This window comes from Bacillus sp. FSL K6-0073 (genome assembly GCF_038006085.1).
Taxonomy (GTDB): Bacteria; Bacillota; Bacilli; order Bacillales; family Bacillaceae_G; genus Bacillus_A; species Bacillus_A cereus.
The window spans coordinates 57,877-70,576 of the sequence record NZ_JBBOUN010000003.1; the positions used below are offsets into that span (position 1 = coordinate 57,877).

The following is a 12,700-nucleotide window of genomic DNA, read 5'->3' on the forward strand; positions in this document are numbered from 1 at the left end:
ATAAACATATTGATATAAAAGAGGTATTTTAGGAAATTCATTCAAAAAGAATCAATTAATAGTAGAAAAGGGAGAGATTAGATTATGTATTATGAAACAGAAGATGGAGTAATTTTTGTGAATAATGGATATGTAGACATCAACGGTAATCCTGTAAAGAAAACGAAAAGAGAGTATCCGTATAGCTATGACCCGTATGTAGTGTGGAAAAAAGATTATGTTGAAGCAAAAAGCCATACAGTTTACTCAGATAGGCTTTTACAGTGGGATTACAAGAAGTTTGAAGAGTGTTGTATGGATGTTTGGGGAAATCATAGACAAGGATTTAATGGAAGAGAACCAGAAGATATTGAGAAATTCCTAAGTAAATATTTTGGTGAAAAAGTGAAGCTAACTGTAATTATGGAATGCTGTAATGTCTCAAGTGGATATCCAATTTGGGTATTTTACTATGAGAAATTGAATAATAATCTATAAATAGGTAAAAGGAGCATGATAATTCATACTCCTTTTTTGCTATGTATTTCCTTAATATAGTTATAAAAAAGAGAGATAAACTCTCTCTTTTAACTTGCAATTCGTACATCAGAATGTTCACTGATAATAGCATCTAATTCTTCTTCTGATAGTGTCTCTTTTTCAATTAAGGCTTCTGCAATGGCATCTAATAGATGTCGATTGTCTGTAAGGAGCTGAACAGTTTCATCGTAAAGTTGGCTTGATAACTTCGTTGCACGTTCTAAGATAGAGCTTTCATCAGCCTTTAACACAGTAAGATTTAACATACCAATTGATTCATCCATACCATAGGAAGAAATCATTTCTTTAATTTTCTTAGTAGCTTGCAGGATATCCTGATGAGCACCTGTTGTTACTTTTTGGTTGTCATTAAATAATAAATATTCAGCTACTCGACCACCATATGCTCGTTTGATTTCATTCTTCAACTCTTCAATCGTATGTAGTCCTGATTTAGAAGGGCTGTAGAATGTTACGCCTCCTGCACCAGAAGTGGAAGAAATAATTGTCACTTTAGGAACTGAGATATCTGTTATTAACTTCGCAACAAGGGCGTGACCCGCTTCATGATAAGCTACTAATCGAATTTCCTCTCTGCTTCGTGGCATATCCTCATTTGGATGACCTTTCATGATGACCTTAAATAAAGCTTTATCAATACAATTCATATCAATCGCATCTTTTTCATCTTGGATAGAAATAAGAACAGCTTCATTTAATAGAGATTTGATATCTGCACCACTAAATCCAATTGTTTGTTTTGCTAAGTTACTAAAGGAAACATCTTCTGCAAAGATTTTTCCCTCTGCATGAATATGAATGATTTCTTCACGCTCTTGAGGATTTTGAGGTAATGGAATCATCACATGCTTGTCAAATCGTCCTGCTCGAATAAGAGCTTCGTCTAATGATTCAATACGATTTGTTGTTGCGATGACTAATACACCACTTGAAGAAGAGTATCCATCCATTTCAGAAAGAAGTGCGTTAATTGTTTGAATTCTTTCAGAGTTTTCATCACCTTCACGACTACCCCCAACTGCATCTAACTCATCAATGAATACGATACATGGAGCATGTTTCTTTGCATTTGCAAATAAATCACGTACACGGGAAGCACCAACACCTACATATTTCTCAAGAAAATCGGAACCCGAAATGCTGAAAAATGGTACATTTGCTTCACCCGCTAATGCTTTTGCAATCAAAGTTTTACCTGTTCCTGGTGGACCGTATAAAAGAACACCTTTTGGCATTACTGCACCTTGGTTCGAAAACTTTTTAGAGTTTTTCAAGAAATCAACAAGTAATGTTAAATCTTTTTTAATACCTTTGTTTCCTGCGACATTTTTCAAAGAAATCTTCTTATCTATAATAGCAGGTTCTGATGTTTTCTTAGATGAGCTACTTGCTAATTGCTTTAATAAAGCAAAAGCGATAAAGGCAGTTAGCCCCACTGAAAGAATTGTAGCACTTAACTTACCCAAATCAACTGGAGTATGTTCTTCTACATGAAGACCAGTCTCAAGTAAGTCTTTCTTAAATGTTTCATGGCGAGGATTATCTGTTTTGAATTCCTTATTTGCTTTATCTGTTAATACAATAGAGCCAGTTCCTTTTATTATCGTAACTTCTTTTACTTGCTTTTCTTTTAGCATTTTCGTAAAGGTAGTATACGATATTTCTTTAGGTTGTTCCATAAAATGTGGGTAAATAAACGGACCTACAATAATTAAGAAACATGTAAGAAATAATAAGAAATTACGCCATTTCTTATTAGGTTTTTTAAATTTGAATTTTTTCATAAAACCCTCCTGCTATATATTCAATTGTGTTTTTCAATATGACTATATTAACACTTTTGTTTACTATAGTCAATAAAAATAGTTTTGTTATAAAAAAACACTCTGGAATCAACCAGAGTGAAAGGAGAGTTTTTTTAGTTCGTTTTCTTTTTGTTTATCATCAATAACATGAGCATATATATCCATCGTAATTGATTTTTTAGAATGTCCAAGTATAGAAGAGAGGACAGGGATTGAAATGTTGTTTAATACACTATAAGATGCGAAAGTGTGCCGTAAATTGTGTGGGGAAATATGCTTATCTACGATAGACGATTCCTTTACAATTGTTCGAATGATTAATCGAATTGTTTTTGTAGTTAATGAAATATCAGGGTGTTTTTCGTTTCTTGGGAATAAGTATCCTGTTAATATAGGATGGTCCTCGCCATACATAGATAGAAGAAATGATTTATAAGTATCATACTCTTGAACTAATTCTTCATGTATAGGAATAGTCCTGTTCTTATTCCCTTTACCTTCATCTACTATAATCATACCTTCCGTGATATTAAAATGTTTCCATCTTAAATTTGTAAGTTCAGACACACGTAAGCCTGAATATAAAAGTGTATAAAAGATAAAACGATTGCGTATATACTTTTCTTGCTTTTTAGGTGTAAGCCAAGGGGATTTCTGAATGGAATCTAAGTAATATTGAACCTTTGAAACTTCTTCGTGATTTAATATATCTTTGTTGGGATTTTTTTTGTTTTTCATAGATTCGATTTTATGAGAGAAATCAGAGGAAATATATTCCCACTTATTCAGAAATTTAATGTATTTACGAAAACAGGCCCTTTTTCGATTTAATGTCGAGATTTCATATTCACTCGTGTTGTTGTATATACGCAAACTATTAATGTACAGCAATAGTAGTTGTTCTAATCTTTTAAACTCAAAATCCATAGATTTGTTGTGTGGAATGGCAAATGTGAAAAATCCTTCTAAATCAAAACGATAACTTTTGATTGTGTTTGGTGCATATCTTAATCCTTCTAAGTAAAGTAAAAAATCTTCAATTGAACGTTCTATATTAAATGAATGTAACATGATTTCACCTTCTTTAAAATCATGGTATCACAATCTCTAAATTTGAGTAAACTACTATTTTTTTGTATGAATTTCTGTGTTGTCTAAATGATTTTTGAGGTTATATAGGTTTATGTTTCGGAGGGGTTTTACTGAGACGTACTCAGTTATGGTTTTAATAGTAGAATATTTCTAATGTACATATAATGGAGAGAAAATATGTAGGGGGTGTAGGAATTGATTCGAGCAGATAGTTTTAAAAAAATTTTAAAAGATGAAAAGGGGATAGGGACAGATGATAAAGGAACTATCCCTTATAACACAAAATTTAAAGAAGTTGAGAAAATGGAGAAAGAAGAAGCAGAAAAAAACAAAGTAAAAAAACCTCCAATTGGATGGAAGATGAGAAAACTATCTTTTTCTAAGAGTGAAATACCATTTATTTTGCTTTTCTTAACAGGCGTATATGTATTATTCTTATCTATGGCAAATGGAAAGTTTGGAGAAATGTTTTCAGGTGGATATTTGATACTTATTACTTTGTTTTTTTATAATATGTATCCACTCACATACACGAGTAATCTCAATCTATTAACTTGGAATGTAACTACAACCATGTCTGCTTTATTTAAAAACAAATGTTATGGTCTTTATTTTAGAGGGAGGAAAATGGTAATTTATTTTGGAGGATTACTATTAATTGCTCATTTAGTGATGCCATTTCTATCAGCACTATTATTTTTAGGTATGATGATGGGGGGCGTATTTTTGTTTTCCCAGAAAGAAACAAGGGACTTATATGTTCTATTTCGTGTATTTGGATTAATTGCTACAGGTATCTTGATTGTAAAGGCGATTTTTGTAGGAACAATCAATCCGTTCGACTCTATGACTTGTTTGCTTGTCTATACACTGTCAAATTGGTTAGAGAAAGCAAAAATAACAAAACCTATAAGTGAATCAAAGAATTAAAAAGAATGTAGTAGATACATTCTTTTTTTTAGTTTATCTCCAAAAAAACATTTAAGATGCAATTTGTGTGTTTTATGTGTGTTTTATGTGTGCTCAACATGTTTTTTTATCAAAAAACACAAAAAGTACAAGAAAAAAACACACAAAAATTGTATAATTCTATATGTGAACCATATTAAATATTTCATAAAGTAATAGTCAAATAATATGTTTATTTAATTAAGATAAAGAAAAATATGGTTTAAATGTAAACGTTTTGTAAAGATTCCATAGAATATTACAGAAATATGTCGATTAATGTCGAAATGTAAGATAGTAATCGTTGACTAAATGGGGGTCTATTATATATAATGTTTATGTTACGTTTAATCGGGATAGTGTGTATAGCATATTGATAGATATATAATATAAAAAAAACACATGAGATTCATCGCCAAATAAATCACATGTGTTGGATAAAGTATATAAAGATATAAAGATATTAAAAATAAAAAAACAAAGAACTATTAAGCCATTGTGAAGAAGAATGCGTCATAAGAACCTGTAAAACCATCAAAATCTCGTGATGTGTATTCTCCAGTTAAAGAAGTGCTATACACCTTTTCTAAGATATTCTTAGAATCAATAAGGTTCATACTAATACCAATTTCGCCATCCACTTCATCTTCAATATAGACAACTTCTTTGTCAAAATGGTTATGTAATTGCGCATCTGATTTAAAACGTTCAGGTAGCACAGGAATGAAAAGTTTTTCTTCCATGTTTCCACTCTTCGACTTAACCAAACGAATTGAAATGCCATCTACAAGTAGTGTATCCTCTATAGTTTGAATAAAATCCTCTTCTGTTAGGATAAGTGCCTTCACATATTGTTTTACTTTGTTAACTGTCATAACGAACTTCCACTCCTTGATTATATGTTATATATATATATTTAGATTATCCACGAACGGGATGAACTGCAAGTTTCCGTATTAATTATAACAAAATCTCGAATATAGTCAATGAATTTTTTAAAAATATCAACACTGAAAGTCCCATCTGATGGTAAAAACAGTTGAACTACATTGTAATATCAACGTTTCGTAATAAAAAGATATGAATAATAAAGCATTTTCTTTTTATTAGGAAAATTCACTTTTATATACTATAGACAATGCTCATATAAAGATTGCTATGAGGTAATTCTAATTCGAGTTTGTGAATAATTAATCATTCGGAACATCTGTTCTTATTATAGCAAACAGGTGTTCTTTTTTCAATGTATTTTATAAGAATACATTGACCGATTTAGCTTAAAGTTCTCATCTAATATATTACTAAACATTTAAATTTAAATTTTTCTTCCTATATATAATATAGATTGTATACAATGAATCAAAAATTTGAATCCCTTTCACTACAATGTTTACATAATGTAATTATTGTAGACTTATATCATTGAAATGACATAAGAACCATTTCGTGCAGTTCTTCCATATGTAATGGAGGAATACTGCCCACTCATAAAGAGCATATATGTGTTTATCAAATCTATTAGTAGAAGGAGTAGTTCCTTCCTAATATTTCTGGTTTGAATAATCTACTCATTCAAGAGCGTCATGTTCGTATCTTAAGAATGCACCTATCGTTGTAAGGCTAAGGTGAATGGTCAGGTTGAATTTGTCCGTAAATTATATTCTTTTCCTGTGCAAATCCAGAGTTTTCTCATGTTGGTATCTCCTTTATAATTCATTTTTGTCAAAACCCTTTTTTATAATGATTATTAATAAATTATAGATATGAACATGTACATATATTCATGAATTTATAAAAATGTTTGATAATATATCATTATCGAACATTTTAGTAGACTATATATATCCATATATGTGAGAATATGTTGTATAATATGTCCATCTACTTATTAAAGAGGAACGGGATAACAAAAAATCAAATTATATTTTAAAAGTTTAATTGGAATGTTATCTATCATAGTAGGGATTTTAGTGAATGCACAAGTTCGGAAAGCAGAAAATCTTTTGGAGGGAATAAAATGAAGAGGATTATATTAGATATTCAAGTTGGGGAAATATTAGATTTAAATGCATATAATATAGAAGGAAGAGATATAAAGAGAATATGGAGTGTGTATGATGAGCAGTTAATGTGGGATTCATGTAAATTCAATCCTCTGACAGGAAAACCAGTGGAAAGATTGGAAGATTTACATTTGAAACATCGTGAAGGTGTGTTTATTGAGGATTATGTACATGATTACAAGATATTAAAAGGTAATATTCTTCACTATTACACAAGAATAGCCCAGAATGGCGAGAAAATGAAGATTTTAATTGAACTAAAGGAATAAGTAATATAAAATTTGTTTTTACGTATTTTTCATTTTTATTAACTATATATAAATTAAATATAAAAATTGTATATAGTTAAGTTTAAAAATCAATAAGAAATTTACTTTAATACATATATTTTTTAGTAATAAAAAATATATGTATTATAGATGCACTTAAAAAGTACACATATGATAGTGTGCTTTTTGTTTTGTTTTTTAAACTATAGTTTGATATATTTTCAAATTTTAATAACTATAATAAAAAACAAATATATAGAATAGGTATTTCATAGAAATTGAATTATAATAATGGTGAGACACAGATGCATTTATTTGTGTCTTTTTGAAGAAGGGATGTATAAAGATGTATAGTGAAAATCAAAAAGAATTAGAAACGCTGAAAGAGGAAATGGACGAAAATAACGAATCTTTATTGATGCATGCAATTGTATCATTCCTTTCAGTAATTGTCTGTACTACTTTAGAGGTTTATTTTGATAGTTCTAAATGGTTATCTTATGCTGTGTATGCAATATTATTTATTATTTTCTGTTACACTGTGTATTTAAATATTTCGACTACAAAGAAGTATTTTGCATGTAAAAAAGAATTGAATGGTAAATAAAAAGTATATGATGGGGGTAAATACATCTAACTATATTGTTAGGTGTATTTTTATATACGTAGAAATTTTAATATTGTATGATTAAATCAAATAATTACGTGTAAATAAATAGTGGATGATAAATTGGTATTTTATAAAAATAATAATTGTATGGAGGAAAAAGTATGTTCGGAAACTCTATTATAAAGATGGTGGAAGATGTGGAAATGGTTAGGGCAAGGGATTTAGGAATGAGTGTTGAAGAGTACAGAACTATGCTTCGTGAGAAGGACAAGCAAAGAAAGGCAGATGAGGAACACTATTTAAACTCAGAACTATATGTCTTGGATATGAAAAAGAAAAAAGACAATTAATGTATTACTCAAGCACTTTTGTCTTTTAAAAGCACATGTTATATGTGCTTTTTTCTATATTTATTTATGAATCTTCCTTAATTTTTAGCAGTATAATACATAGATTATAGAAATAAGGTATTTTTATAAATTTGGTAAAACAGGTGTTGAAATGATATCATTAAAGGAGACGAGAAGTTATGACAAATCAAAGTAAAAGTGTGAAAGAATTATTGATGGAATCTATTGTTGAAGTTACACCAGAGGAATTATTAAATGGATTACAGTGTGAATATGAAGCGCACAGGGTATTTATCGAGGCTTTATTAACAGATGAAAAACTGTGTGAAAGAATTAAAAAAACAAAAGATAATAAGTATTTACAATTTCTGAATGAAGTATATGTTTCTGTAAATGAAAAAAAATCTATCAAATGTGAGGTAGATGAAATTTCAGGAAATGTACAGGCATTAAAGAATAGTAAGCGTGGTTGGATAGGAATGATGAGTGAAGAGGCTATAGGTCAAGTGAAGTTTCATAAAAGACCATATACATATCGTTTTTCTGAAAAAACTTTAAGGGACGTTACTATTGAGAACGTAAAGGCAGTGAAAGAAAAATATATGAAGGCTAAGGATATTCATTATCTGGTTAAAGATAATGGTAGAACTATTATGGTCTTTGGGAAAAAAGAGATATACGAGCACTACAACTTGGGCTTAAAATATCAAGGTAGAATAGAAAGCATAAGAGATACATATGGTGATGATTGGACTCAATCAGATGCAGAGCAAGTATTTACCTGGACTGATGAACATGGTAGCTATGAGTTTGTTGTAGCAGAGTACAAAACAGAGGCAAAGTTAAGCCAGGAAGAACAAGAATACAATGATGGGTTATATAGATTTTATTTTAATATTGAAGAAGACACAGGTAATTATCGTTATCCAACAGATGTGTATCGAGATAATGAATTGTTTTAGAGGTATTAATAAATGAATTTGGATAAAGGAGCTTTTAGTATGGAACAATTAGATATTATAGAAATAACAGTGGTAGCAACGGATGTTTTACTTAGTGTAGAAAGAGTGTCAAAGAAAAATATAGATTTAATTGATTTTGCTGATTTAGTAAATGATAAAATAGAAGATTTAATGCAAGAGTATCGTCAAGTAAGTAAGACTTATGGAAAAGAAGGGAAAGAAATAATTTTTAATTCTTTTGTACGTCACTATTTTGAAAAGACCATTTTAAAACATTATAGGTTAGAAGAAGTGATAAAACCATTTTATACAGAAATCGAGTACGCTAAATAAGAGCAGGGGATAATTCCTCTGCTTTTTATTTTGCTATACAAAGAATAAAAGGGAGTGGATATCTTATGCAATAATGTTTTTATTGACTATAGTTTTTAAAAGTAGTAGCCTAATCAATAGAGAAATAGATTTAGATGATGGCAATATGAATCCTATAGGATTTGAATTTTAACAAATGTCCATTAAATATCACGTATTCGATATTGAACAAAGCATATAAAATGTGTATCGTATTAGTTAGAGGTAATTTGGGAGGGAGTCAGGTGAAGTTTCAAGATGATTTGAATCACACGTCATTAATGATTGAAGAGCAGAAACAAAAGGGTAGTATAAATTTAAGTATGAAAAACTTGAATATGAATGAACGACCTATATCTCTATCAATCACAAGATTCAAAGTAAAAAAAATGCAAAAGGTTATTTACAATTATTTGCGTAAAATGAACGGAGCTAACATTTCGGTTTTTAGTGAATATTGGAATTTTCCATCAAAGAAAGCAGAACTACAATTGTCATTGAATGAAGAGAATAGATGGATTGAGATTAAGTTAGTTAAAAAGAGTGAAGATATCCAACAAGAATCATTATTTTATTTAAATGAACAACAATCTCAATTCTTACTAAACGGGATTCAAGAAGATGTTGTTGAAGAACAGCGAGAAGAAGTAACGGAAGTAGTAAAGAATGAAATAGAAGAAGAAGTAAAAGAAGAGACAAAAGAAGAAGTTGAAAAAATGGTAAAGGCAGTAAAGACAGTCGAATTAGAACCATTACGAGAAGTAAATGCTATATCGAAAATTGAAGCACTACATACTGATGTGATATTTGAGGATTTTTATAAAAAGACAAAGATAGCAGTCAATAAAGAAGAGGATAGAAATCGCATTGAGTTTAAAATAACAGGTCAAACATTTGATGAGAATCCAGTGTCTTTATGCATAACATACCCCAAGTTTTCTGCTATTCAAGAAATTTTAGTTAACTACTTACAGAAAATGAATAAGGAAGATGTTGATACACATGGCCAATCCTGGGAGTTTGCAGGGCAACATAGTATTTTTCTTGTGAATTTAGAAAGAGACAAGTCATTAGTAAGGGTAGAAATCGAATATGATAATGTGAAAAAAGATAGATATAATCGAGGGCACATTCACTTATCGAAAGAGGACATTGAAGAGATTATTAATAAAACATCTCAAATTTTATCCGCATAAAATATAAAATAGTTTTCTATAATGTTTCGAATACATAAAACAGGTATTTATTAAAATTAATTTTTAGAGCGAAATTTGTAGAACGGTATATTATCGGTGAGACAAGGGTTAGTTGGATTGTTGGATATCGCATGGATACTTCACCAGATATAGGTGTGAAACTAAAAAAGAAAGACCGCACTTTTTTTATTTCAGAGGAAGAAGTAGAACAGGCTTGTTGGATTCATAATCATAGATATAAAATTAAAGATAAATTAGATAGATGCAATGATTATGGTAAGTTAAAACAAATTGCGGATATTTTAAATTATCAGGATTAATAAGGAAGACATCCCATAAAGGGTGTTTTTTTTTGTGTTTATTGGAATACTTCATATCACGTATATTGACTATAGTTAATAAAATAAGTATGATTTAAATGTGGTAATTAACTTTAGGGAGTGTAAGTATGAATGGTTTGGGATTATTGTTAGGCAGTATTGACTCAGAGATTCATAATTTATCTATTCACATGAAGGCTCCATTTAGAAAAGTATTGTGTGATAGATATAAGGAAAAATTCAATAATGAATCACTTTTTAAGGATTTTCTACGAGACATGAAAGACATTAATGTGTGGAATAAGTTTTATAACCATGCAATCTGTGGACAAGGATTGTTCCTACATCACTTATTTCATGCGTATCAAGAACAGGGAGTACCTGTTAAATTAATTACAACAACAGAACAAATAGCAGATTATCTATCCCATTATCATAAGTATACAGTAATGGATATTGATGCTAAAAGAACAACTGATGTAGAAGAAAAAATAAAGGTATTTACTAAGAGTGATATTAACATCTTGAGCTTAAATACATCTTCATTAGCAGGAGCGAAATATAGTCAAAAAAAGCTGTTTTTAAGGAATGTGTTTGAAAGAATAGCGAGCTTATCAGCAGAAGGAAATGTGATTTATTTATTATGTTTATTACATGTAGATAAGGAAGAAAAAACTGTGTTGGAAAACAGAGAGAATATTCGATTGGTTCAGTTTCAAACAGCGAATCAAATAAATAAATTAAACCCATTAGAGCTAAATATTTATATTCCACATGTTAATGATGGTAATAAAAATTTTGGCGTGGATAAAATCACAAGAAACTTTCCTGGTGTTGATGATTGGGTTTTTAAAAAAGATTATTTTTCTTACCATCATTTTGTATTTAACAATGGAGGAAAAACAGGGTTTTATTTCATGAATTATAAGAAAAAGGAGATGTAACTGAAATTTGAAGATTGGAGATAAGGTATGGATATTGGAACCTTTAACGTGGGTAAATTGGAACCTTCCTATGAAAAAACGTTTTGTTGAGGGTTATATTATTAGCGAAAATGAATCGTATTGGATTATAGGAAAAACACTGTCTGAAGATGCAGAGATACTAAAGTGGTGTAGAAAGGATAGACCTAATTTCTATACTACTGAGAAAGAAGTAGAAGAAGAGTGTTGGTTATATGCAAATAGGGAAAATATCGGGCATAAAGTAAAATTGTGCAAGAATCCTGAAGTTTTACGAAAAATAGCAGAACTTATTGATTATCATGATTAATAAAAGTTATGAAGATAACTTTGGGAAGGCGGGGGGCTATGGTGAAGTCTAAACAAGTCTTAATAAACAGAGTAGGTTCCCTTTTATTGTGTATCTTATCACTTTTGTTATTTATTGGAGCTATAACGAATCAATATGTCTCTTTTGTAGGTGGAATCTTGTTGGGAGTTATCACGTTAATTTCTTCTGTCACATTCTATATTTACAGCATTAAATTAAAAGGAACAGTATAAAAAACGGGGATTGTTTTTAAATGGCATTCAATATGGGTGTCATTTTTTATTTATTGACTATAGTTAATAAAAAGTGTTATTCTTTGTAAGAAACTTTAATTGAATAGATAAAGAAAGGATGTTGCTAATGTTGTTCTGGATGATTTGGATGGTAGTTTGGGCGATTGTTCTGTGTCTGGCTATAGCTTATGCGTGTACTGACAATGACTATCTTTTGGATGGGATGGAATATTTTATAATGGTCTTATCTGTATTTGCTATTGTAATAGGAGTTGTCCCTTATCAATCTGCTTCTTTAAAAAGCGAGAGAGAATTGGTTATTGCGGGAAAATTAGATTTGAATAAAGAAAACATTAATTTTAAGCATTATCAAACAAATGTATATGTAAGTACAAAAGATGACGATTACAAGTATGAGTTTAAATCTGGTTCCATTTCCATCATTAAATGGGAAAAAACAGATAGTAAAAAAGAAGGGCGTAACAAGGTAAATGAACCTTCACTGAAAAATGAAGAAAAAGTAAGAGAGATGATAGCTAATAAGCTGAATCTAAGAAAAGATGAAGTGGTTATAACAAAAGATAAAGAGAACGTATACACAGCTATTACATCATTAGGTAAGTATGTAGTGGAGACGGAAGAAAATTCAATCTCTATAAAAGCGATGGTAAAACAAGGTTAAAGAGAAG

15 protein-coding genes are annotated in these 12,700 nt (G+C 29.9%); 12 read left to right on the plus strand and 3 right to left on the minus strand.

What is annotated here, in order from left to right; genetic code table 11:
• The first annotated feature begins 84 nt into the window (after window positions 1–84).
• A complete protein-coding gene (locus MHB52_RS30905; RefSeq protein ID WP_061662613.1) occupies window positions 85–477 on the plus strand; it encodes a hypothetical protein in 393 nt (130 codons plus the stop codon).
• 89 nt (window positions 478–566) lie between these two features.
• Here the strand turns inward: MHB52_RS30905 and MHB52_RS30910 are convergent, their stop codons facing one another.
• Together MHB52_RS30910 and MHB52_RS30915 are read right to left on the minus strand one after the other, a co-directional pair.
• Window positions 567–2,324 carry an ATP-dependent metallopeptidase FtsH/Yme1/Tma family protein gene (locus tag MHB52_RS30910; protein WP_061662612.1) on the minus strand — a complete coding sequence of 586 codons (1,758 nt, stop codon included), beginning with the start codon at window positions 2,322–2,324 and terminating at the stop codon, window positions 567–569.
• Window positions 2,325–2,432: 108 nt separating this feature from the next.
• On the minus strand, window positions 2,433–3,416 hold the full coding sequence (locus MHB52_RS30915; RefSeq protein ID WP_061662611.1) for a tyrosine-type recombinase/integrase: 984 nt from the start codon (window positions 3,414–3,416) through the stop codon (window positions 2,433–2,435).
• Window positions 3,417–3,632: 216 nt separating this feature from the next.
• On the opposite strand from MHB52_RS30915, the gene MHB52_RS30920 reads away from it, so the two are divergent.
• Entirely contained in the window at window positions 3,633–4,367 is a 735-nt protein-coding gene (locus tag MHB52_RS30920) for a hypothetical protein (RefSeq protein WP_061662610.1), read from the plus strand.
• Between the two features lie 506 nt (window positions 4,368–4,873).
• Here the strand turns inward: MHB52_RS30920 and MHB52_RS30925 are convergent.
• On the minus strand, window positions 4,874–5,260 hold the full coding sequence (locus tag MHB52_RS30925; protein ID WP_061662609.1) for a hypothetical protein: 387 nt from the start codon (window positions 5,258–5,260) through the stop codon (window positions 4,874–4,876).
• A gap of 1,142 nt (window positions 5,261–6,402) precedes the next feature.
• Between MHB52_RS30925 and MHB52_RS30930 the strand changes: the two genes are divergently transcribed.
• From MHB52_RS30930 to MHB52_RS30975, 10 genes are all read left to right on the plus strand, one after another.
• Entirely contained in the window at window positions 6,403–6,717 is a 315-nt protein-coding gene (locus MHB52_RS30930; RefSeq protein WP_253703161.1) for a hypothetical protein, read from the plus strand.
• A 346-nt stretch (window positions 6,718–7,063) separates the two neighbouring features.
• Window positions 7,064–7,324, plus strand: coding sequence for a hypothetical protein (locus MHB52_RS30935; protein ID WP_061662608.1), 261 nt, complete (start codon window positions 7,064–7,066; stop codon window positions 7,322–7,324).
• A 164-nt stretch (window positions 7,325–7,488) separates the two neighbouring features.
• A complete protein-coding gene (locus MHB52_RS30940) occupies window positions 7,489–7,677 on the plus strand; it encodes a hypothetical protein (protein WP_061662607.1) in 189 nt (62 codons plus the stop codon).
• Between the two features lie 179 nt (window positions 7,678–7,856).
• Window positions 7,857–8,639, plus strand: coding sequence for a hypothetical protein (locus tag MHB52_RS30945; RefSeq protein WP_061662606.1), 783 nt, complete (start codon window positions 7,857–7,859; stop codon window positions 8,637–8,639).
• 12 nt (window positions 8,640–8,651) lie between these two features.
• Window positions 8,652–8,972: a hypothetical protein gene (locus MHB52_RS30950; RefSeq protein WP_242306219.1), complete on the plus strand. Its 321-nt coding sequence runs from the start codon at window positions 8,652–8,654 to the stop codon at window positions 8,970–8,972.
• 263 nt (window positions 8,973–9,235) lie between these two features.
• On the plus strand, window positions 9,236–10,186 hold the full coding sequence (locus tag MHB52_RS30955) for a hypothetical protein (RefSeq protein WP_061662605.1): 951 nt from the start codon (window positions 9,236–9,238) through the stop codon (window positions 10,184–10,186).
• A gap of 131 nt (window positions 10,187–10,317) precedes the next feature.
• The gene (locus MHB52_RS30960) at window positions 10,318–10,506 is read left to right on the plus strand and encodes a hypothetical protein (RefSeq protein ID WP_061662604.1); all 189 of its coding nucleotides are present in this window, start codon (window positions 10,318–10,320) and stop codon (window positions 10,504–10,506) included.
• 128 nt (window positions 10,507–10,634) lie between these two features.
• On the plus strand, window positions 10,635–11,450 hold the full coding sequence (locus tag MHB52_RS30965) for a hypothetical protein (RefSeq protein WP_061662603.1): 816 nt from the start codon (window positions 10,635–10,637) through the stop codon (window positions 11,448–11,450).
• Between the two features lie 7 nt (window positions 11,451–11,457).
• Window positions 11,458–11,778, plus strand: a complete 321-nt coding sequence (locus MHB52_RS30970; RefSeq protein WP_061662602.1) for a hypothetical protein — start codon at window positions 11,458–11,460, stop codon at window positions 11,776–11,778.
• Between the two features lie 360 nt (window positions 11,779–12,138).
• On the plus strand, window positions 12,139–12,693 hold the full coding sequence (locus MHB52_RS30975) for a hypothetical protein (protein ID WP_061662601.1): 555 nt from the start codon (window positions 12,139–12,141) through the stop codon (window positions 12,691–12,693).
• Window positions 12,694–12,700: the final 7 nt, after the last annotated feature.